Source organism: Variovorax pasteuri (genome assembly GCF_051216435.1).
In the GTDB taxonomy this organism is placed as follows: domain Bacteria; phylum Pseudomonadota; class Gammaproteobacteria; order Burkholderiales; family Burkholderiaceae_C; genus Variovorax.
The window spans coordinates 354,119-373,847 of the sequence record NZ_JBPJZS010000005.1; the positions used below are offsets into that span (position 1 = coordinate 354,119).

Annotated in this window: 20 protein-coding genes; 10 read left to right on the forward strand and 10 right to left on the reverse strand. The window is 68.3% G+C overall.

Annotated features, from left to right (window positions below):
- Positions 1–94: 94 nt before the first annotated feature.
- Positions 95–2,425, reverse strand: a complete 2,331-nt coding sequence (locus ACSFBM_RS20645; protein ID WP_435486044.1) for an EAL domain-containing protein — start codon at positions 2,423–2,425, stop codon at positions 95–97.
- Between the two features lie 290 nt (positions 2,426–2,715).
- Between ACSFBM_RS20645 and msrB the strand changes: the two genes are divergently transcribed.
- The 6 genes from msrB to ACSFBM_RS20675 all read left to right on the forward strand — a co-directional run bounded on the left by msrB (position 2,716) and on the right by ACSFBM_RS20675 (position 7,270).
- Positions 2,716–3,165: a peptide-methionine (R)-S-oxide reductase MsrB gene (msrB, locus tag ACSFBM_RS20650; protein ID WP_435486045.1), complete on the forward strand. Its 450-nt coding sequence runs from the start codon at positions 2,716–2,718 to the stop codon at positions 3,163–3,165.
- The gene (gene msrA / locus ACSFBM_RS20655) at positions 3,162–3,674 is read left to right on the forward strand and encodes a peptide-methionine (S)-S-oxide reductase MsrA (protein ID WP_435440672.1); all 513 of its coding nucleotides are present in this window, start codon (positions 3,162–3,164) and stop codon (positions 3,672–3,674) included. Before msrB ends, msrA begins: the two co-directional genes overlap by 4 nt.
- Before the next feature lie 179 nt (positions 3,675–3,853).
- Positions 3,854–4,318, forward strand: coding sequence for a DUF305 domain-containing protein (locus ACSFBM_RS20660; protein ID WP_435486046.1), 465 nt, complete (start codon positions 3,854–3,856; stop codon positions 4,316–4,318).
- Between the two features lie 53 nt (positions 4,319–4,371).
- The gene (locus ACSFBM_RS20665) at positions 4,372–5,850 is read left to right on the forward strand and encodes a YncE family protein (RefSeq protein ID WP_435486047.1); all 1,479 of its coding nucleotides are present in this window, start codon (positions 4,372–4,374) and stop codon (positions 5,848–5,850) included.
- Positions 5,851–5,885: 35 nt separating this feature from the next.
- Positions 5,886–6,440 (forward strand): sigma-70 family RNA polymerase sigma factor, encoded by a 555-nt coding sequence (locus tag ACSFBM_RS20670; RefSeq protein ID WP_435440674.1) that lies wholly within the window; start codon positions 5,886–5,888, stop codon positions 6,438–6,440.
- Positions 6,437–7,270: an anti-sigma factor family protein gene (locus ACSFBM_RS20675; protein ID WP_435486048.1), complete on the forward strand. Its 834-nt coding sequence runs from the start codon at positions 6,437–6,439 to the stop codon at positions 7,268–7,270. The genes ACSFBM_RS20670 and ACSFBM_RS20675 overlap by 4 nt, the downstream gene beginning before the upstream one ends.
- 35 nt (positions 7,271–7,305) lie before the next feature.
- Here the strand turns inward: ACSFBM_RS20675 and ACSFBM_RS20680 are convergent, their stop codons facing one another.
- From ACSFBM_RS20680 to ACSFBM_RS20695, 4 genes are all read right to left on the reverse strand, one after another.
- On the reverse strand, positions 7,306–7,974 hold the full coding sequence (locus ACSFBM_RS20680) for an FMN-dependent NADH-azoreductase (protein WP_435486049.1): 669 nt from the start codon (positions 7,972–7,974) through the stop codon (positions 7,306–7,308).
- Positions 7,971–8,438: a GNAT family N-acetyltransferase gene (locus ACSFBM_RS20685; RefSeq protein ID WP_435486050.1), complete on the reverse strand. Its 468-nt coding sequence runs from the start codon at positions 8,436–8,438 to the stop codon at positions 7,971–7,973. The genes ACSFBM_RS20680 and ACSFBM_RS20685 overlap by 4 nt, the downstream gene beginning before the upstream one ends.
- A 124-nt stretch (positions 8,439–8,562) precedes the next feature.
- Complete coding sequence (pdxR, locus tag ACSFBM_RS20690; RefSeq protein WP_435486051.1) at positions 8,563–9,966, reverse strand: MocR-like pyridoxine biosynthesis transcription factor PdxR; 1,404 nt, start codon at positions 9,964–9,966, stop codon at positions 8,563–8,565.
- Between the two features lie 41 nt (positions 9,967–10,007).
- On the reverse strand, positions 10,008–10,556 hold the full coding sequence (locus tag ACSFBM_RS20695) for an MOSC domain-containing protein (protein ID WP_435486052.1): 549 nt from the start codon (positions 10,554–10,556) through the stop codon (positions 10,008–10,010).
- A gap of 153 nt (positions 10,557–10,709) precedes the next feature.
- Between ACSFBM_RS20695 and ACSFBM_RS20700 the strand changes: the two genes are divergently transcribed.
- Complete coding sequence (locus ACSFBM_RS20700) at positions 10,710–11,684, forward strand: ferritin-like domain-containing protein (protein WP_435486053.1); 975 nt, start codon at positions 10,710–10,712, stop codon at positions 11,682–11,684.
- Here the strand turns inward: ACSFBM_RS20700 and ACSFBM_RS20705 are convergent.
- Positions 11,681–12,493 carry a transglutaminase-like domain-containing protein gene (locus ACSFBM_RS20705; RefSeq protein WP_435486054.1) on the reverse strand — a complete coding sequence of 271 codons (813 nt, stop codon included), beginning with the start codon at positions 12,491–12,493 and terminating at the stop codon, positions 11,681–11,683. The two genes, ACSFBM_RS20700 and ACSFBM_RS20705, sit on opposite strands and share 4 nt — an antisense overlap.
- A gap of 190 nt (positions 12,494–12,683) precedes the next feature.
- On the opposite strand from ACSFBM_RS20705, the gene ACSFBM_RS20710 reads away from it, so the two are divergent.
- Positions 12,684–13,085 carry a hypothetical protein gene (locus tag ACSFBM_RS20710; RefSeq protein ID WP_435440682.1) on the forward strand — a complete coding sequence of 134 codons (402 nt, stop codon included), beginning with the start codon at positions 12,684–12,686 and terminating at the stop codon, positions 13,083–13,085.
- Between the two features lie 42 nt (positions 13,086–13,127).
- Here the strand turns inward: ACSFBM_RS20710 and ACSFBM_RS20715 are convergent, their stop codons facing one another.
- The 3 genes from ACSFBM_RS20715 to glgX are packed head-to-tail and all read right to left on the reverse strand — an operon-like array spanning position 13,128 to position 16,901.
- Complete coding sequence (locus ACSFBM_RS20715) at positions 13,128–14,219, reverse strand: extracellular catalytic domain type 1 short-chain-length polyhydroxyalkanoate depolymerase (RefSeq protein WP_435486055.1); 1,092 nt, start codon at positions 14,217–14,219, stop codon at positions 13,128–13,130.
- A gap of 27 nt (positions 14,220–14,246) precedes the next feature.
- Positions 14,247–14,699, reverse strand: coding sequence for a CopG family transcriptional regulator (locus ACSFBM_RS20720; protein WP_435486056.1), 453 nt, complete (start codon positions 14,697–14,699; stop codon positions 14,247–14,249).
- Between the two features lie 60 nt (positions 14,700–14,759).
- Positions 14,760–16,901, reverse strand: a complete 2,142-nt coding sequence (gene glgX / locus ACSFBM_RS20725; protein ID WP_435486057.1) for a glycogen debranching protein GlgX — start codon at positions 16,899–16,901, stop codon at positions 14,760–14,762.
- A gap of 213 nt (positions 16,902–17,114) precedes the next feature.
- On the opposite strand from glgX, the gene ACSFBM_RS20730 reads away from it, so the two are divergent.
- On the forward strand, positions 17,115–17,366 hold the full coding sequence (locus ACSFBM_RS20730) for a hypothetical protein (protein ID WP_435486058.1): 252 nt from the start codon (positions 17,115–17,117) through the stop codon (positions 17,364–17,366).
- Positions 17,367–17,371: 5 nt separating this feature from the next.
- Here ACSFBM_RS20730 and ACSFBM_RS20735 read toward each other — a convergent pair whose 3' ends face one another.
- Entirely contained in the window at positions 17,372–18,706 is a 1,335-nt protein-coding gene (locus ACSFBM_RS20735; protein ID WP_435486059.1) for an MFS family transporter, read from the reverse strand.
- A 350-nt stretch (positions 18,707–19,056) separates the two neighbouring features.
- On the opposite strand from ACSFBM_RS20735, the gene ACSFBM_RS20740 reads away from it, so the two are divergent.
- On the forward strand, positions 19,057–19,722 hold the full coding sequence (locus tag ACSFBM_RS20740) for a hypothetical protein (RefSeq protein ID WP_435486060.1): 666 nt from the start codon (positions 19,057–19,059) through the stop codon (positions 19,720–19,722).
- The last annotated feature ends 7 nt before the right edge of the window (positions 19,723–19,729 follow it).

A 19,729-nucleotide genomic window follows, 5' to 3' on the forward strand; every position in this document is an offset into this window, starting at 1 on the left:
AATGAAGTCGTGGACCAGGGAATAGAGCCCTGGGCCGGGGAACAAGGCAGTGGACTGCAGGCGCGGGAGGTACCGGGTCGATTTCTGGCGGCAATCAATGCTCGTTGTCCGCGCCAAGCCCGCCAGGCATTTGCAGGCCGGCCATCTTCGGCATGCGGTGCTCAGAAAGGACCGCGTCCACCTGTTGTCGTGCCATCAGCTGCCGTGCCTGCTCGGCGTCGGGGGCGTCGAGTACCTGCCAGCCGTCGGTGAGCAGATGCCGGCGCAGCGCTGCGACGGTGCTTTCATCGCTGCAAACCAGCAGCAAGGTGCGCTGCTCGGAGCGCTGTCCAAGCAGCACAGGATCAACCTGACGTCCCTCGAGCAGCATCGTCTCGATCGTGGCAGCCGTCACCGCGGCGCTGAACCAATATCCCTGCATCTGGTCGCATCGGTTGGCGGCCAGCAAGGCTGCCTGGCCTTCGCTCTCGACGCCTTCGGCAAGCACCTTCATCTGCAGCCGGTGCGCCATGGTGATGATGGCTCGCGTGATCGACACATCTTCAGCCGGTGCCGCCACGTCTGGCACCAGCGAGCGGTCGATCTTGACCACGTCCACCGGCAGACGGCGCAGATAGCCCAGGCTTGAGTAGCCGGTGCCGAAGTCGTCCAGCGAGACCTCGACGCCCAGCGCGCGGAGCGCCTGCAGGTGTTGCACCGCCTGATTGAAATTGACGATCAGCGTACTTTCGGTCACCTCGACGCCAAAAAGTCGGGGGTCCAAGCCGGCCGCAGCGAGCAGTCCTTCGATGCGCCATGCCAGGTCAGGCTGCACCAACTGGCGCGCAGACAGGTTCACCGCCATGCGCAGCGGCGGCAGCCCGGCACGTTGCCAGGCCGCCGCCTGTTCTATCGCGCAACGCAGTACCCAGTCACCGATGGCAACGATCAGGCCGTTCTCTTCGGCGATGGGGATGAAACGATCGGGGGCGATATTGCCCAGCGTCGGGTGCCGCCAGCGCAGCAGGGCCTCGACGCCTACGATGCGTCCGTGCTTCAGGTCGACTTGTGGCTGGTAGTGCAGTTCAAATTGCTCGTCGCGCAGCGCATGGCGCAGCGCAGTCTCCAGCGTCAGCCGTTCGGGGTCGTCATCGTGCACCGCGCCGGCGTAGACGCAGACCTGGTTGCGGCCCAGCCGCTTGGCCTGTTGCAGCGCGGCATTGGCGCGGCGTATCAATGAATCGGCGTCGTCGCTGTCTTCCGGTGCCACCGCCACGCCGATGCTGCAGGTCAGGTGGATCTCGTGGCCTTCGATCGTCAGGGGTTGGGCGATGACCCCAAGCAGCGCTTGCGCCGTGGGAAGCGTCGAATCCGAAGGGGCGGGCATCACGATCACGAACTCATCGCCGCCCCGGCGCGCCACCAGGTCGACGCCGCGCACGGTGGCGACGATTCGCTGCGCCATTTCACGCAACACCGCGTCGCCGATCTGGAGGCCGAGGCCATCGTTGACGCGCTTGAAGCGGTCGAGTTCCACGACCAGGACCGCCGTTTGGGCGCTGGTCTGCAACGTGGCCGCCAGGCTTTCAAAGAGGCCCTGGCGGTTCGGAAGACCCGTCAGTTCGTCGAAACGCAGCAGTTGCTGAATGCGGCGTTCGGCAGTTCGGCGCTCCCGCAAGTCGTCCATGCAGACATGAGCGAAAGTCTCACCGTCGCTCGTCACAAGACTGACGGAGACGGAGACCGGAATCTCATGCCCCTCGTTGTGGCGCACGCTGGTCTCGAAGCGCAGCGAACCTCGCTCGCTCAGCTGGCGCCAGCACTGGGGCCATGCCGCCCCCTCCATCTGAGTGTCGACGTCCGCCACGCGCAGTCGCAGCACCTGTCGGCGGTCCATGCCCAGCAGTCGACAGGCGGCTGCGTTGGCATCGTGAAAGGCACTGTCGGGCCCCACCAGGAACAGCGCATCGTTGGCCTGTTCAACGGCATGGCGGGTCAACAGCAATTGGCGCTGGGCCTGCTCCCGCTCGCTGACGTCGCATGCAGAAGGTATGAGCCACACCACCCGGCCATCAGGACCATACAGAGGCAGCAGCGAAAAATCCATGACGAGTGTGTGAACACCGTCCGTGACGATGCGCGCATCGAAGCGCGAGGCCTCTCCGCGCAAGGCGTTTGCCAATGCCCCCTGCAATCGCCGCCGGGATAGATCGCACCCCTGCCACCAGGGGGTGGTGTCGAAGCGTTGGCCGATCACCTGTTCCGGCGTGCACCCGACGGCCCGCAGCGCCGCATGGTTGGCATAGCGCAGAACGCCATCGGCGTCGAGCAGACCAGCGAAAACCGATGGCCCCAGTCGGTCAAGCACGTCGTGGAGCGCGCGTTCGGCAGCTGGTGGGACGCGGCTTGCCGCAGACAGGGGCACCGCGTCATCGCTGTAAGACATTCGCTGATCCGGGGCATGTTCCATGCGGGGAGTCTGCCCGGCAAACTTCGCCGCCTGTGTGATCAGTTGCGGGCCCAAAGGACCGGATCAGATCGACGGCTGCAACAGTCCACGTCGGCATCGCGGCCTGCGGGATCCCCGAAAAGAGGCAGGCCGCTTCGCCATCGCGGGCGGCTGGAACACCGCGTTCGCTGCGGGGCCTGGCGATTTCGGGTGAAATCCGTCCACCGGTTGAATATCGACACGCACGGACCCAGATAGCTGGAGCCCGAAACCTCCGAAGGACCCCCATGCCCGACTATCGAAAAGACCCGGACGCCATTGCCAGGTTGAGCCCCGAGCAGTACCGCGTCACCCAGCAGAACGGCACCGAGCGCCCCGGCACCGGTGAATACCTGGACAACAAGGCGCCCGGCATCTACGTCGACGTGGTGTCGGGCGAGCCCCTGTTCGCGTCGTCGGACAAGTACGAGTCCGGCTGCGGCTGGCCCAGCTTCACCCGCCCGATCGAGCCGGCGCACGTCAGCGAATTGAAGGACGCCAGCCTCGGCATGGTTCGCACCGAAGTCAGGTCGGCGCAAGGCGACAGCCACCTGGGCCATGTGTTCCCCGACGGCCCCAAGGCGCAGGGCGGCTTGCGCTATTGCATCAACTCGGCCTCGTTGCGCTTCGTTCCCCGGGACCGCATGGCGCAAGAGGGCTACGAAGCCTATCTGGACCAAGTCAAGGAGATCTCATGAGTCAAGAACGCGCAGTGCTCGCCGGTGGCTGCTTCTGGGGCATGCAGCAGCTTTTCAGGCGCTACGACGGCGTGCTTTCCACGCGGGTGGGCTATTCGGGCGGCGACGTGCCCAACGCCACCTACCGCAACCACGGCACCCATGCCGAGGCGATCGAGATCGTGTTCGACCCCGAGCGCATCAGCTTTCGCAAGCTGCTGGAGTTCTTCTTCCAACTGCACGACCCGAGCACGAAGAACCGCCAGGGCAACGACGTGGGCCTGAGCTACCGCTCGGCGATCTACTACACCAGCGATGAGCAGCGGCGCGTGGCGCTGGACACCATCGCCGATGTCGACGCCTCGGGCCTGTGGCCGGGCAAGGTGGTCACCGAGGTCGCTGCCGCAGGCGACTTCTGGCAAGCCGAGCCCGAGCACCAGGACTACCTGGAGCATCGGCCCGACGGGTACACCTGCCATTTCATCCGGCCCGGCTGGGTGCTGCCGGTGCGGGCAGACGCAGCCCGCTGACCTGCTGTGAACGAGGCTTGCGCCGGCCGCGTCGGGGCTTGACGCGACCGGCCGACCCGGCGGTGCCGCAGCGCAGCGGCACGCCCGGCGACGCATTTCTTTTCGCCCCGCCGGAATAAGCCCCCGGCCGCGGTGTCTACCTCTGTGACGGCCCAGTGCCATCCACGAAGAGGACACCCATGCAGATGAAATTTCGACGCGGCTTGCTGCGCCCCGGCGCACTGGCTGTAGGCATCGCGGCCATCGCCTGTGCCGCGGCGGCTCTTGCCGCGACACACATGCCGCCCGGCAGCGCAGGCGCGGCCGCGATGGCCGGGCTGATGGACATCTGCACCACCCGCGACCCGGCCGAGGCCGGCTTCGCTGCGGAGAACGACGCCGCCATGACCAAGATGATGGCCGGCATGAACATCAAGCCCTCCGGCGACGTCGACCGCGACTTCGCCGACATGATGATCGCCCACCACCAGGGCGCGATCGACATGGCGCTGGCCGAGTTGCGCCATGGCGGCAACGAGCAGCTGCGCCGCATCGCCCAGGAAATCATCGTCGAGCAGCAGCAGGAAATTGCCGCGATGCGCCTGGCGCTCGGCCAGCCGCTGCCGCCCTCGGCCGCCGCGCCCACGCAGGTCGGGCGGATGTAGTCCGCCTCTTCGCCCGCAGCTTTCGCAGCCCCTTCACCACCCAGAGCGACAACATGAAAAAGCACAGCCTCTTCCACATCCTGGCCGCCACCGCGCTGGCCGCCATTGCCGCGTGCGCGCAGGCCGGGCAGGCGCCGGGCGCCAGCGCCGACGCCGACGTCCCCATGAGCCACCGCGACCGCGTCTACACCGCCGAGCAGTTCTCCAACACCGTGTCGGTCACCGACCCGGTCGACAACAAGCTGCTCGGCGTGATTCGCCTGGGCGACCCGTCGCCCGGCAACTTCAGCCCGCTCTACAAGGGCCAGGTGCTGGTGCACGGCATGGGCTTCTCGCCGGACCACCGCACGCTGGCCGTGGTCTCGATCGGCTCGAACTCCGTCACCTTCATCGACACCGCCACCAACGCGGTCAAGCACACCACCTATGTCGGCCGCTCGCCGCACGAGGCCTTCTTCACGCCCGACGGCAAGGAGGTGTGGGTCACGGTGCGCGGCGAGAACTACGTGTCGGTGCTCGACGCGGCCACCTTCGAGGAGAAGACACGCATCACCACGCCCGGCGGCCCCGGCATGCAGATCTTCTCGCCCGACGGCAAGTACGGCTACGTCTGCTCGTCGTTCAACCCCGAGACGGTGGTGATCGACACCGCCACCAAACAGACCGTGGGCCGCGTGAAGCAGGACAGCCCCTTCTGCCCCAACATCGCCGCCTCGCCCGACGGCAGGCAGGTGTGGATGACGCTCAAGGACGTGGGCCGCACGATGGTGTTCGACGCAAAGCCGCCGTTCGCGGTGATCAAGTCCTTCGACACGGGCCCGATCACCAACCACGTGAATTTCGTCACCAACCGCAAGGGCAGCTTCGCCTACGTGACCATCGGCGGCCTGAACGTGGTCAAGGTGTTCCGCACCGACGACTTCTCGCAGGTCGCCACGATTCCCGTGGGCAAGCTGCCGCACGGCATCTGGCCTTCGGGCGACGGCAAGCGCGTTTACGTGGGCCTGGAGAACGCCGATGCGCTCGCGGCCATCGACACCGACAGCAACACCGTGGTCGCGACCGTGCCCGTGGGCCAGGCGCCCCAGGCCATCGCGTACGTGCCCAACGCCGTGCCGGTAGAAGCGGGCGACGGCACGCAGGGCCTTCAGGCCCCCGGCTTGTCGGGCCAGGTCGCGCACCTTGCGCTGGTGACGCCCGAGGCACGGAAAGCCTCGTCCACCGGCAACCCGCCGACCAGCGTTGCGCTGTTCGACCAGGGCCTGCTGCAGGTGCTGCAGGCCTCGGCCACGGGTCTCGTGCCCAGGCAGCCCTACGTGCTCGCGCTGTCGGACCAGCCGGACGGCAACGGCACGCTGCAGCCGCTGGCGAAATTCATGACCAACCCCGCGGGCGCCGCCATCGTGAACGCCATCGGCCCGATCCGCCAGCAGATCCAGGGCGCGACGCCCACGGACAGCAAGCGCTACCTGGTGATCGCGCCACAATCGGGCGGCAAGCCCGGAACCCCGGTCCAGGTGCAGAGCCTGTAAGGCGCGGCGCCGTTGCACGCTGCGATGTCCGGAACATGAACGACCTGCTCCTTCTCGTCGAGCCGATGATCCCCGCACTGCGGCGCTACGCGCGCGCCTTGCTGCGCGATCGCGAATCGGCCGACGAGCTGGTGCAGGACTGCCTGGAGCGGGTCATCAGCCGCTGGGGCCAGCGGCGCGAGGCCGACGACACGCGCCAGTGGGTCTTTGCCATCCTGCACAACCTGGCGATGAACCGAATTCGGCAGCAAACGCGCCGCGGCCTGCACGTGGCCGTGGAAGACATCGACGAGGCCGAACTGAGCACCCCCGCGCAGCAGGAGCACCGCGTGACGCATCACGAGCTGATGCGCGCGCTCGACCTGCTGCACGAGGACCAGCGCGCGGTGCTGCTGCTGGTGGCGGTCGAGGACATGAGCTACGCGCAGGCCGCCGCGACGCTCGACATTCCCATCGGCACCGTCATGTCGCGGCTGGCGCGCGCACGCCAGCGCGTGCACCGCATGCTCGACGGCGTCGACCCGATGCCTTCGGCTGCGCCTTCCGACGCGCAAGCCCCGGCGCGCCCCAAACTGCGCGTACTCCAATGAACGGCGACCTCATGGACGCACGCCCCATCCTCGAAGAAGACTTGCACGCCTACGTCGACGACGCGCTCGATGCGCCGCGCCGCCGCGAGGTGCGCGAGTACCTGGCCCACCATCCCGAGGCGGCGCGCCAGGTCGAGGCCTACGCCACGCACCGGCAGGACCTGCGGGCGGCCCTCGCACCCATCGCAGAGGAGCCGCTGCCGCCTTCGCTGAACCTGGCGCGGCTGGTGGAAGCGCACGCGCAGCGCGAACGAGGCGACCGGCACGCGCCGCACCGCCGCTGGCCCTGGGGCATGGTCGCGGCCGTCGTGCTGGCACTCGGGCTGGGCACCGGCGCCGGATGGTCATTGCGCGGCGGCGTGCCCACCGGCGGCGATGCCGGCATCGCCGCCCTGGCGCGCGAGGCCACGCGCAGCTACGTCGTCTATGCGTCGGACACCGAGCGGCCCGTGGAGATGGGCCCGTCGCAGCGCACGGAGCTGGTCGACTGGGTGTCTTCCCGGCTCGGGCGCAAGGTCGCGATTCCCGATCTGTCGGCCTCGGGCTACAACTTCATCGGCGGGCGCCTGGTCATGACGGCGCACGGCCCGGCCGGGCTCTTCATGTACGACGATGCCGGCGGCTCGCGGCTCGCGCTGACGGTCAGGCCGATGGATGTCGACAAGGACACGCCGGTGATGCGGCCGATCGAAGGGCAAGGGCCGGTCGCCGGCTATGCCTGGGCCGACAAGGGGCTGGGCTACGGCGTGGTCGGCGCGCGCAAGGCCGAAGTGCTGCATCCGCTGGCGGACGAAATGCGCCGCCAGATCGGTGTGAGCCTCAGGAGCTAGCGAGGCACCGCATCCGGTCGCCGGCAACCCCGGCCTCACACCGCCGCTACACCGCCTCTATGCCGCCGTTCCACCGCCGCGAGCGGCATCGGCAGCCTCCGGTCGAGCAGCGTCTGCACGCCGCGCAGTGCGCTGTCCACGGCCGCCTCGCCCATCACCGTGTGCTGCAGCGCAAAGAAATGCAGGTCGCGGATGCCGATGGTCTTGAACACGGCCTCGAGGTACGGCGTCAGGAAGTCGGGTTGCCGCGCCCCTTCGCCCGTGTAGCCCCCGCCCGACGCCACGGCGATGTACACCGGCCGGTCCGCGAGCAGGCCCACCTTGCCTTCGGCCGAGAACCCGAAGCTGCGGTGCGCGCGCAGCACATGGTCGATCCAGGCCTTCAGCACCGAGGGCACCGTGTAGTTGTGCATCGGTGTGCCGATGACGACCGCACCGGCCTCCTCGAGTTCGCGGATCAGCCGCTCCGACTGCGCCAGCGAGCCGGGCCGCTCGTACGCGTCGGGCTGCATCGGCCAGGAGCCCGCGAGCGTGTGGCCGTAGGTCTCGTCGATGTGCGCGAGGCCGAGGGTGCCGAAGTCGCGCCGCACGACCACCGCGTCGGGTTCGCGCGCCAGCAGGCGCTCCACGATGCGCTGCGAGAAGTTGACGCTGAACGACGCGTTGCCGCGCGGGCTGGCCGTGATGTGCAGGATGTTCCTCATCGCGCCGCACCTCCCAGCACCTTGCTGAAGCGCATCGCGCCGGTCAGCAGCCCCTGGCGGAAGTAGAAGCGCTGCGCCAGCGAGTTCGCCAGGCCGGTGTCGAGCACCAGCTTCGCGCAGCCGGCTTCCTCGGCGATGCGCGTGGTCGCTTCGATCAGGCGCGCGCCCCATTGGCCGCCGCGTTCGCGTTCGAGCGTGACAAGGTCGTCGAGGTACAGGAAACGCCCGTAGACCAGGTTCTCCTGCAGCCGGTAGCCCGCGAGCGCGATGGCTTCGTCGCCGCGCCACGCGGCGAGCAGGCGGTAGCCGTCTTCGCGCATGCGGTGCACGCGTTCGGCCAGGTCGCGCGCATCGCGCAGATGCGGCCGCAGTTCGTGCATGGCGGGCCAGCAGGCGTGCAGCTCGGCCTCGCTGTCGGCGTGCCGGATGGCGAAGCCCGGGGGCATCGCGCGGGTCGGGTTCATTCCGTGTCCTTCATCAGAGTGGGGTGCATGAAGGAATTCTGCGGACCGCGGCGCGCGCACGGTAGACCCAAGAATTGCAACGCGCAGTGGACCATGCGCGGGTTTGCGCAGCGCAAGGGCGGCGTCAGACGTGCCGCTCGATCAGCCGCATCAGGCGTTCGCAGGTCGCGCGGGCGCGGTCCTCGTGCAGGTTGGTCACGCCCAGCAGCAGGCCCGCGCGTTCGGGGCCGGGCACGGCGTACCACGGCGAGAGCGGCGTGGGCGACAGGTCGTGCGCCCGCGCCGCCTTCACCAGCGCCACGTCGTCGTGCAGGCCTGGCGGCAGCCGCAGCAGCACCGCGAGGCCCGCCCGGATGTAGGTGGCTGACATCGCATCGAGCGCGGCGGTCAGCGCGTCGCGGCGCGACAGGTACAGGCGCTTCATGCGCCGCAGGTGCCGCAGGTAGTGGCCCTCGCGCATGAACTCGGCCAGCGCGCGTTGCGTGAGCGGTGAAGCCGCGGGCGACAGCACCGCGGCGGCGCGCGTGAAGCGCTGCACCTCGCCCGGCGGCACCACCAAGAAGCCCAGCCGCAGCGTCGGGCTGAGCGTCTTGCTGAAGGTGCCGATGTGCAGCACGCGCGCGGCCGGGTCGCGTGCGCCCAGCGCGGGCACGGCGCGGCCCTGCAGCTGCAGCTCGCTGAGGTAGTCGTCCTCGACGATCCAGCCCTTCGAGCGCGCGGCCCAGCCGAGCAGCGCCAGGCGCCGCCGCGGCGACAGCGCCACGCCCAGCGGCGCCTGCTGTCCCGGCGTGACCAGCGCGAGCGCGGCCTGCGGCGCGCGGGCGATGCCGCAGGCCACGTCGAGCCCTTCGGTGTCGACCGGCACCGGCACCGCCTCGATGCCCAGCAGGCCCAGCGCGCGGCGCGCCAGCGGATAGCCCGGGTCTTCCACCCACGCCGCGCCGCCCGCCAGGCCGAGCGCGTGCACGGCCAGCGACAGCGCCCCGGCGTAGCCCGTGGTCACGAACACCTGTGACGGCTGGCACGAGAGGCCGCGTGCAATGGCCAGGTGCGCCGCGATCTCCGCACGCAACGCGGGCAGCCCGCGCGGGTCGGGGTACACCTGCGGCGCGCCGGCCGCGGCGCGCACCGCGCGTGCCACCGTGCGCGACCACACCTGCGCGGGAAAGGCGTCGTGCGCGGGCACGCCCATCTGGAACACCGAGGCGGCCGAGGGGAAGGTGGCGAAGTCATCTGCGATGGACCCTTCCCCCGGCGTGGACGGCACCTGCGCCGGCGGCGGCCGTTGCACGACGCGCGTGCCGGCCGCGCCCAGGGCGACGACCAGCCCTTCGTCGATCAGCCGTTCGTAGGCCAGGCGCACCGTGCCGCGCGCCACGCCGAGCTGCGCCGCGAAGTCGCGCCACGACGGCAGGCGCGCGCCCGGTGCCAGGCGCCCGTCGCGCATGGCGGTGCGCAGGCCCGTGCTGATCTGCACGGCAATCGGCTCGCGCGCGCCGCGCTGGATCGGAATTTGCAGGTCGGGCATGCGGGCGATGGTATCGGCGTGTGCCTCGGCGGCGGCGCGGGTCAGACCGGCTTCAGCGCCCGCCACGGTTGGCCCGGACGCTCGACCACGATGGCATCTCCCGCGGCGACGTGGCCACCACGCACCACGACGCCCATCACGCCGGCCCGCACGCTCACGGACGCACCCGGGCGCCTGATGCGCATCTGCGCCAGCAGGCCGGCCTTGAACCGTTCGATGTAGACACAGGGGTTGCGCAGGCCGGTGAGCTCGACGACGGCTTCGTCCCCCAGCAGCAACCGGGTGCCGGTGGGCAGCACCGTCAGGTCGATGCCGCGCGTCGACAGGTTCTCGCCCAGCTCGCCGGGGTGCACACGGAAGCCTTCGGTTTCGAGCGTGTCGAGCAGTTCGGCCTGGATCAGGTGAACCTGGCGCAGGTTGGGGCTCGCGGGGCGGCGGCTCTTGTCGTAACGGTGCTGCACGGTGGCACCGCAATGCGCGTCGCCCTCCACGCCCAGCCCCTGCAGCAGCCGGATGCCCAGTTGCGCGGGCTTGCTGAACTTGTGCACCGGGCTCAGGTGAACGCTGGTGACGACCGGAAGTGAATTCATTCGCCCGGATTCTGCACCGCTGTGCTCGCGGAATGGACTACAGCACACCGCGCCGCTCGCCGACCTCGCGGGCGCTGCAAGCGACGAACCATGGTGTTCAAACAACCCGAACAAACCAGAGCGGACCTTCATCCATTTTTGCAAGGAATCACCATGACCCAACTCAAGAACCAAGCCGACCGCGACGACCTTCACCTGGACCCGATCACCGGCGAGCCGGGCGCACACCCGGTGGGCACCGGTGCGGGCGCCACGGGCGGTGCTGTGGCCGGCGCGGCGGTCGGCGCCATCGGCGGCCCGGCCGGTGCGGTGGCAGGCATGCTCGTGGGCGCGGTCGTCGGCGGCCTGGGCGGCAAGGCCGTGGCGGAGCGCATCAACCCGACCGCGGAACACAGCCATTGGGAAGGTTCGTTCACCCGCGAGCCTTACTACGAACCCGGCCTGAGCTACGAGCATTACGCGCCGGCCTATGAACTCGGCTGGAGCCGCCGCGCCACGGCGGACGACGAGTTCGCCGCCGTCGAGCCCTCGCTGGCCCGCGAGTGGGAGGCGCGCCGCGGCGCCTCGTCGCTCTCATGGGAGCAGGCACGCCCGGCCTCGCATGCCGCCTGGGAGCGGGCCGACAGGCTCTACATGCGTGAAGAAGACATGTCCTTCCCCGAAGGCGATCCGCTCTCCAACGACGACGTGGTCGACGTGCTGAACGACGTGCTGGAGAACACGCGCGACGGCGAAGCCGGATTCCGCACCTGTGCGGAAGAAGTCGAATCGGCGCGGCTGAAGGAAGTGTTTGCGACGCGCGCCGCGCAGTGCCGTGAAGCGGCGGCGCAGCTCTCGCAGGTGATCGTCACTTACGGCGGCAAGCCCGCCGAAGGCGGCACGGCTTCGGGTGCCCTGCACCGCGGCTGGGTGCATGTCAAGGGCGCCGTGGGCGCGAACAGCGAGCTGTCGATCCTGGAGGAATGCGAGCGCGGCGAGGACGTCGCCGTGGCGCGCTACCGCAAGGCCTTGAAGGCACAGCTGCCGCAGGGCGTGCGGCAGGTCGTGCAAGCGCAGGCACAGGCGGCACAGCGCAACCACGACCAGATCCGTGACCTGCGCAACGCGGCAAGGGCGACCCGCGCCTAGTCCGGCATTGCAACGCGGGTGGTGCCGGCGCGGACCTCGTCCACCCTGACGGTCATTTCACCCATTTCCAGCGGGCCGTAGTTGGAGAGAAAGGCCACGTCCGCCGCATCGCGGCCGTAGGCCACCACGATGCGCCCGCCGCGCGGCCGGTCTTGCGTGGCGTCGAAGGTGTACCAGCGCCCGCCCACGAAGGCCTCGAACCAGGCATGCATGTCCATGGGGTCGAGCTGGTAGAGGTAACCCACCACCAGCCGCGCCGGAATGCGCAGCGCACGGCACATGCCGATGGCGACGTGCGAGAAGTCTCGACACACGCCTGCGCCGTCGTTCAGGGTGTCCAGCGCATCGGTGGAGCCGTTGCTCACGCCGTACCTGTATTCGAGGTTGGCGTGGATCCAGCTTCGAATGGCTTCCACCTGCGCATAGCCCGGCGCCACGTTTCCGGCGATCTGCTGCGCACGCTCACCCATCTTGTCGGACGGGCAGTAGCGGCTTTGCAGCAGGTACTGCAGCGCGTCGAAAGGCAGGTCTTCCACCGGCACGGCCCCTGCGTCGGGCGCCACCGCGATGTCGGCATCGGCTTCCATGATCATGTCGACCTCGATGCGCATCTCACCCTGCGGGATCTTCAGGCGCTGGCACAGGTTGCCGTAGTTGTCGACGTACTCGGTGGTCGGCACCCAGGGGTGCAGCTCGTAGCGTTCGCTGACCATCCATTGCGCCTCGCCGCTGCGCGGACGAAGCATGGCGACCACGGGGCAGTCGGCGCTGGCGGTAACGGTCATCTTGCAGGTGGCGTGAAGCCTCATGGCGATTCCTCCGGGGTTGGTTTGTCAGGCATGCAAGGGCTGCGCCACCCGCCTGCGAATGCGTGTGGTGGCAGCCTAGATGGGGGATCGGTGTCGTCCTACCCGCTGCAGATTCTGGCCTTCGTACATTGCATTCACCGGAGCCGCAAAGGGTGGCTTCACAGATCAATCAACTCCTGAGGGACTTCCCATGAAAAAACATCTTCTCGTTCTGGCCATCGCTTCCAGCTGCTTCGCGATGTCGGCCGCCAACGCCATGACCAAGGACGAATACAACGTCGCCAAGGAAAAGATCTCGGCCGACTACAAGGTCGCCAAGGCCAAGTGCGACACGCTGAAGGACAATGCCAAGGACGTGTGCGAGAAGGAAGCCAAGGGCACCGAGAACGTCGCCAAGGCCCAGCTCGAGCAGGACTACAAGCCCACCGCCGGCCACGCCAAGAAGGTTGCCGAAGAAACCGCCACCATGAACTACGAAGTGGCCAAGGAAAAGTGCGACGACCAGTCGGGCGACGCCAAGAGCGCTTGCGTGAACCAGGCCAAGGCCGACCACGACAAGGCCAAGGCCAGCATCAAGGCAATGAAGGGCTAAGCTCCTTTCGTTCAAAAAAGGGCGCCATTGGCGCCCTTTTTTTCATTTCTGCGCAGTGCCGTTCAGGCGATGCGCCAGAAAGAAGCGAAGCATCTCGCGGCTGGCATCGACGCCCTCGGGCTGGGTGTAGCTGCCTTGTGCGCTGCCGCCCGACCAGGCATGGCCCGCCGCATGAAGGCGCCAGTGCTCCGCCTCGGCATGGCCTGCGCGAGGCGGGTAGTGCGTTCGCGTGAAGCGCCGGCCCGACGGGGACTGGCCTTCGCCGACCTTTCCTGGCGTGGCGCCTGCCACGATGGCCAACCCGTTGCTCGCATGGACGGTGGTGTCCGCATCGCCGTGGAACACGATGGTGGGCGGAGTGGTTGTGTCTGCGGTGGTGCGCACCGGCGCGGCGCCGCTTCGCATCGCATTCAGCGCCGACATCATGTCGTGCGCTGCGCCGTGCGGCAGCCCCGAATGCACGCCGACGGCCGCGTAGATGTCCGGATAGCAGTGGCCCAGTACATCCGCCATGGCGCCGCCTGCCGACAGGCCCGCTACATAGATTCGCGAGCGGTCTGCCTGTTGTTGCTCTGCGATGTGCAGGGTGAGTGCGGCCAGCAATGCGGGCTCGCCCTTGCCGCGCTGCTGATGCTGCGGCTTGAACCAGTTCCAGCATTTCTGGCCGTGCTCGCGCAGCGGTTGTTCGGGGTAGAGCACGATCGCGCCGCTTTCGCGTGCGTGCTCGTTCATGCGCGTGCCCGCCGCGAAGTCCTCGGCGTTTTGCGTGCAGCCGTGCAGCATCAGCACCAGTGGGCGCGGTGTTGCGGGTTGTCCTGCGGTGCCTGCAGGCACGAAGAGCATGTAGTCGAGCGTGCGGCCCTGGTGCGCGAAGCTGCCGTGGGTCCACTGGTCGGCGCCTTGCGGCGCGCGCGGCGCGGGGGAGGGTGAAGGCGCGGCGCGCTCGCTCTCGATCACGCGCGCCTCGACGTCGATCACGTCGGCATCCGTGGCCGGTGCGCCCGGCGCTGCGGACTGCGCGTCGGCACCGCCGCCGCGCAAGGCACGCTGGATCGCTTCGGTGGCTTCGGCCAGGCGGCCGTGGCGCGTGAGGTCGGCCGCCTCTTTCATCAGGCCCGAGAAAAGTGGATTCATTGAGTGGCCCAGGTGGTTGCCGGTTGACTAACGGATGCGTCCGGCCAGCGCGGCCTTGACGGCCGGCGACGCGTGAAGTGCGCCCAGCACGGTGAGCGACTCGATGGTCGCTTTCGCGAGCGCCGGGCTCACGTCGGGCGCGATGACTGCGAGGCCGAGCACGCGCACCTGCAGCGTCTCGCCCGCAGCGCGCACGGCCTCGAGGTCTGCCGCGGAAAAGCTCTGCAGCCCCAGCACCAGCGTCTTGCGCGACACCGCCTGGCGCAGCACGTCGGCATGCGACGCCAGGTGGGTGCGAATGGCCGTGCGGATGAAGTCGGTGCGGTTCGAATAGAAGCCCTCGGCCACCATCAGGTCGATGTGGCCCAGGTCGACGAAGCCCATGTTGATGGTGATCTTCTCGGACTCGGGTGTCTTCACCGGCGCGGATGCGGGCGGTGCGAGTGCGGCTGCAGGGGCTGGATGTTTCTTGGCTGGCATGGGCCATCCTATCACCATCTGCATGGATGGTGATAGGATGGTTCTTGTAAAGACCAAAGCCTACCGGCTGGTGAATACCAGCACCGAGCGTCCGGTCGCAAGGTACTTGTTCTTCGTCGTGGCATCGTCCACGCCCAGTGCCGGGTCGGCCGTGTCGATCTTCAGCGTCCACGCGCCCGCGGGCGGGGCGGGCAGCACGAAGGGCACGGCGTCCTGCCAGCCGTTGAACACCAGCAGCACGCTGGCGTCGTGCGCCTCGACCGGAATCGCCGAGGCGGGCGCGCGGCCGTCCAGCAGCAGCGCGAACGAGCGGGTCTGCGGGTCTTCCCAGTGGGGCGCCTGCATTTCCTCGCCCGCCGGCGTGAACCAGGTCGAGTCCTTCACGCCGATGTCCTCGAAGAAGGCGCCGGCCAGGAAGCGGTTGCGCCGCAGCACCGGGAGCTCCTTGCGCAAGGCGAGCAGCCGCGCCGAGAACTCGGCCAGCGCGCGCCCGGCCTCGCCCTCGGCCGTGGTCCAGTCGACCCAGGAGATCTCGCTGTCCTGGCAGTAGGCGTTGTTGTTGCCCTGCTGCGTGCGGCCGAACTCGTCGCCCGCCAGCAGCATCGGCGTGCCCTGCGACAGCATCAGCGTGGCGAGCTGGTTGCGTTGCTGGCGCGCGCGCAGCGCGAGCACTTCCTCGTCGTCGGTCGGGCCTTCGACGCCGCAGTTCCACGAGCGGTTGTCCGAGTGGCCGTCGCGGTTGTCCTCGCCGTTGGCCTCGTTGTGCTTCTCGTTGTAGCTCACCGTGTCCGCCAGCGTGAAGCCGTCGTGCGCGCTGATGAAGTTGACGCTGGCCCAGGGGCGGCGTCCGCGCTGGTTGAAGCGCTCGCCGCTCGCGGTCAGGCATTGCGCCAGCTTGCCGGCCATGCCTTCGTCGCCCTTCCAGTAGGCGCGCACCGTGTCGCGGAACTGGTCGTTCCACTCGGCCCAGCCGGGCGGAAAGCCGCCGACCTGGTAGCCGCCGGGGCCGATGTCCCACGGCTCGGCGATCAGCTTCACGCTGGAGAGCACCGGGTCCTGCCGGCAGCTCTTGAGGAAGCCGCCGCCTTCGTCGAAGCCGTGCGGCTCGCGCGCGAGGATGGTCGCCAGGTCGAAGCGGAAGCCGTCCACGCGCATTTCGGTCACCCAGTAGCGCAGACTGTCCATCACCATCTGCAGCACGCGCGGATGGCTCAGGTTCACCGTGTTGCCGGTGCCCGTGTCGTTGATGTAGTAGCGCGGGCCCGGCCCGTCGCCATCGGGCATCAGGCGGTAGTAGCTGGCGTTGTCGATGCCCTTGAAGGAGATCGTCGGGCCGAGCTCGTTGCCCTCGGGCGTGTGGTTGTAGACCACGTCCAGGATCACCTCCAGCCCGTGCGCATGGAAACGGTCGACCATGTGCTTGAACTCGTCGATGTGCGGCCCGTCCATGTAGCGCGGGTCGAGCGCGAAGAAGCCGATGGTGTCGTAGCCCCAGAAGTTGGTGAGGCCCTGCTCCAGCAGCGACGACTGGTTGAGGAACATCTGCACCGGCAGCAGCTCCACGCTGGTCACGCCCAGCGCACGAATGGGCGCCAGCACCTCGTCGCGCGCCATGCCGGCGAAGGTGCCGCGGAACTGCTCGGGCACCTTCGGGTGCTTCATGGTGAAGCCGCGCACGTGGGTTTCGTAGAACACGGTTTCCTTCCATGGCACGCGCAGCGCATCGGTCTGCGTCCACTCGAAGCGCGAATCGACCACCACGCACTTGGGCACGAAGGGCGCGCTGTCACGCTCGTCGAAGCTCAGGTCGCCGTCTTCGTGGCCCACGGTGTAGCCGAACACCTCGGGGCCCCACTTCAGCTCGCCCATGTGCGCCTTGGCGTAGGGGTCGAGCAGCAGCTTGTGGTGGTTGAAGCGGTGGCCCTTCTCGGGCTCGTAGGGGCCGTGCACGCGCAGGCCGTAGCGCGCACCAGGCTGCAGGCCGGGCACGAAGCCGTGCCATATCTCGTCGGTGTATTCGGGCAGCGTGACGCAGCCGATCTGCGTGGTGCCGGCCTCGTCGAAGATGCAGACCTGGACCCGCGTGGCGTGGGCCGAGAACACGGCGAAATTGACGCCGTCGCCCGTGAAGGTCGATCCGAGCGGGTGGGAGGTGCCTTCCAGCACCGTCAGGGGCTGCGGAACGGGAGATGTGTCGGCCATGGATGTGGGGAGGGCGTGGGTGGGTTGCAGAAAAGAGCCTGCAGAGTTTCCACGCCGGAGCACCCGCGCACGGTAGTAATTGGCGCGGCCGCGCGTAGGCGGCACGCCCATTCCGTGCCCGTGCGGGCTGCTCGCAACCGTTTTGAAAGCGCGCCCGGTTACCCTGTGAAAGCGCCGGCGCGATGCCGGCTTTCATGGACCAGGGAGTACAGCTTGTTCACGACAGTGATCTTGTGGGTGATCGCCATCGGTTGGCTGGTGGCCAACGGCATGTGGGCCCAGAAGCCTTCGCGCTCGTATGCGCGGCGGCGTACGGTGTGGGCCTGGGCGTTCGCAGGCGCATGTGCCGGCGCGTTGGCGGGATGGGCGCTGGGCCGGCTTCCCTTCGCGGGCGCCGTCCTGGGTGGCGCGCTGGCCGGCCTGGTCGCCGGCCGGCTCACGAAAGGGCGCGCCGGCGCGCCCTGAAATACCTACTTGTCGTGGTGCAGGTAGCTTGCCTGCTTCGGCAGCAGCAGGCTCACCAGGAAGGCCACGGCCATCATGCCCGTCACGTACCAGTAGAAGTACGACTCGTGGCCGATCGACTTCAACCCCAGCGCCACGTATTCCGCGCTGCCGCCGAAGATCGCGTTGCCCACCGCATACGACAGGCCCACGCCCAGCGCGCGCACTTCGGGCGGGAACATCTCGGCCTTCACGATGCCGCTGATCGACGTGTAGAAGCTCACCACCGCCAGCGCCACCGTGATCAGCACGCCCGCCATCAGCGGGCTGCCGACGTTCTGCAGGTTGCTGAGCACCGGCACCGTCATCAGCGCGCCCAGTGCGCCGAACAGCAGCATGTTGGTGCGGCGTCCGATGCGGTCGGACAGCGCGCCGAACAGCGGCTGCATGCACATGTAGATGAACAGGCACGCGGTCATGACGTTGCTGGCCGTCTTGATCGACATGCCGGCCGAGTTCACCAGGTACTTCTGCATGTAGGTGGTGAAGGTGTAGAAGATCAGCGAGCCGCCGGCGGTGTAGCCCAGCACCACCAGGAAGGCGCGCTTGTGGTGCGTGAACAGTTCGCGCATGGTGCCCGCGCCCTTGGCGGCGCGGGTCTTGTTGCTGGCGGTCTCGGTGAGCGTGCGGCGCAGCATCAGCGCGACCACGGCCGCCAGGGCGCCCAGCACGAAGGGAATGCGCCAGCCCCAGCGCTTGAGTTCGGACTCGTCCAGCACCTGCTGCAGCACCACCACGACCACCACGGCCAGCAACTGGCCGCCGATGAGCGTGACGTACTGGAACGACGAGAAGAAGCCGCGCTGCCCGCGCATGGCCACCTCGCTCATGTAGGTGGCGGTGGTGCCGTACTCGCCGCCGACCGACAGGCCCTGCAGCAAGCGTGCGGCCAGCAGCAGCGCGGGCGCGGCGGCGCCGATCTGCGCGTAGGTGGGCAGGCAGGCAATGATCAGCGAGCCCACGCACATCATGGTGACCGAGACCACCATCGAGGTCTTGCGGCCCTTGCGGTCGGCCAGCCGGCCGAACAGCCAGCCGCCCACCGGGCGCATCAGGAAGCCGGCGGCGAACACGCCGGCCGTGTTCAGCAGCTGCACCGTCGGGTCGGACTTGGGGAAGAACGCCGGCGCGAAGTAGATGGCGCAGAAGGCGTAGACGTAGAAGTCGAACCATTCGACCAGGTTGCCCGACGATGCGGCAAAGATGGCGAAGATGCGCTTGCGTTTTTCTTCGAAGGTATAGGGCGCGTTGGCGTCGGAAGTGTCCGCGCTTGCGCCGCCGGTGTTGGCGATGGTGGTCATGGGAGGAGTCCTTGTCGTCTCTGGCGGGGGTCTGCCACGGACCTTCCGGGGTCGCGTGGAGCCGTGCCGGCGAGTCTGTCGGGCAGAGGCCGCGCTGTCGTCCGTAGCTGGCCGCCGTGCGGCTACGTATCGGTACGCAAGGGTAAATACCTAGAAAGGCTTACAGGGAGTGCGCTTGGCGCAGGGCGGCGCTGCAATGAGAGGGCGGGGTGGCTCCGTGAGGGCACGAAAATTCAGCGGCTAAATTCCGGTGCGGCTCCGCAAGCTGCGGGCCCCTGTCTGAAACGGCAAGCATCTGCTTTGAGCCCCAGAGCCGTCATCACCTCACGCCAACCCCGCGCAACACCAGCATGCAAAACAAACTCAGGAAACTCGCGGCAGAGTCCGCCGACAAAGGCCATTGGGCGCTGGCCGCCGCGGCCACACGCGCTTCGACCAGCGACACGGTCGATGACCACATCAACGTGCTCGGCGCAATGCACGAAGTCGGGCTGCTGAAGAACAGCCTCGCACCATTTGCCAAGGTCTGGCGCGCCGACACAGCGGCTTTTGCCGCCGCCTGCGTGGCGCGACTCGACAAGGGAGATGCGGACTACTGGGCACTTGCGGCACTGCTCGGCCTGAATGTTGCCGACGTCGCGCCGGTGTTGGTCGGGGCGGGCTTCGAGCTGCTGGCCGTCACGCGTGTTCCGGCATTCAAGGACCCCGAGCTGCACGTCGCAACGCTCGCCCGTCGCCAGGCGGCCAGCCCCGAAGTGCTGACGTCGCCCATCGACCTGGGCTGGAACGCCAAGACGGGTGAACTGCTGGACGTGAGCCGCTGGCGAGCCATCGTTCTGGAAGAGTGCGCAGGCGTGGCGCCGCAACTGAGCGGCAGCGGCTTCGGCAGTTACTACATGCGGGCCAAGCTGCCGTTCGGTTGCTGGCGGTTGCTTCACGACAAGTTCTCGCTCGACGCAGATGCGGCAGTGCCGCCCGATGCAACGCTTTGGAAGAAGATGGAAGGCGGGCTGTAACGTCGCC

Coding starts and splice junctions, on each gene's coding strand:
- ACSFBM_RS20645 (WP_435486044.1), bottom strand. CDS start 2,425: ATGTCTTACAGCGATGACGCGGTGCCCCTGTCTGCGGCAAGCCGCGTC.
- msrB (WP_435486045.1), top strand. CDS start 2,716: ATGCCCGACTATCGAAAAGACCCGGACGCCATTGCCAGGTTGAGCCCC.
- msrA (WP_435440672.1), top strand. CDS start 3,162: ATGAGTCAAGAACGCGCAGTGCTCGCCGGTGGCTGCTTCTGGGGCATG.
- ACSFBM_RS20660 (WP_435486046.1), top strand. CDS start 3,854: ATGCAGATGAAATTTCGACGCGGCTTGCTGCGCCCCGGCGCACTGGCT.
- ACSFBM_RS20665 (WP_435486047.1), top strand. CDS start 4,372: ATGAAAAAGCACAGCCTCTTCCACATCCTGGCCGCCACCGCGCTGGCC.
- ACSFBM_RS20670 (WP_435440674.1), top strand. CDS start 5,886: ATGAACGACCTGCTCCTTCTCGTCGAGCCGATGATCCCCGCACTGCGG.
- ACSFBM_RS20675 (WP_435486048.1), top strand. CDS start 6,437: ATGAACGGCGACCTCATGGACGCACGCCCCATCCTCGAAGAAGACTTG.
- ACSFBM_RS20680 (WP_435486049.1), bottom strand. CDS start 7,974: ATGAGGAACATCCTGCACATCACGGCCAGCCCGCGCGGCAACGCGTCG.
- ACSFBM_RS20685 (WP_435486050.1), bottom strand. CDS start 8,438: ATGAACCCGACCCGCGCGATGCCCCCGGGCTTCGCCATCCGGCACGCC.
- pdxR (WP_435486051.1), bottom strand. CDS start 9,966: ATGCCCGACCTGCAAATTCCGATCCAGCGCGGCGCGCGCGAGCCGATT.
- ACSFBM_RS20695 (WP_435486052.1), bottom strand. CDS start 10,556: ATGAATTCACTTCCGGTCGTCACCAGCGTTCACCTGAGCCCGGTGCAC.
- ACSFBM_RS20700 (WP_435486053.1), top strand. CDS start 10,710: ATGACCCAACTCAAGAACCAAGCCGACCGCGACGACCTTCACCTGGAC.
- ACSFBM_RS20705 (WP_435486054.1), bottom strand. CDS start 12,493: ATGAGGCTTCACGCCACCTGCAAGATGACCGTTACCGCCAGCGCCGAC.
- ACSFBM_RS20710 (WP_435440682.1), top strand. CDS start 12,684: ATGAAAAAACATCTTCTCGTTCTGGCCATCGCTTCCAGCTGCTTCGCG.
- ACSFBM_RS20715 (WP_435486055.1), bottom strand. CDS start 14,219: ATGAATCCACTTTTCTCGGGCCTGATGAAAGAGGCGGCCGACCTCACG.
- ACSFBM_RS20720 (WP_435486056.1), bottom strand. CDS start 14,699: ATGCCAGCCAAGAAACATCCAGCCCCTGCAGCCGCACTCGCACCGCCC.
- glgX (WP_435486057.1), bottom strand. CDS start 16,901: ATGGCCGACACATCTCCCGTTCCGCAGCCCCTGACGGTGCTGGAAGGC.
- ACSFBM_RS20735 (WP_435486059.1), bottom strand. CDS start 18,706: ATGACCACCATCGCCAACACCGGCGGCGCAAGCGCGGACACTTCCGAC.
- ACSFBM_RS20740 (WP_435486060.1), top strand. CDS start 19,057: ATGCAAAACAAACTCAGGAAACTCGCGGCAGAGTCCGCCGACAAAGGC.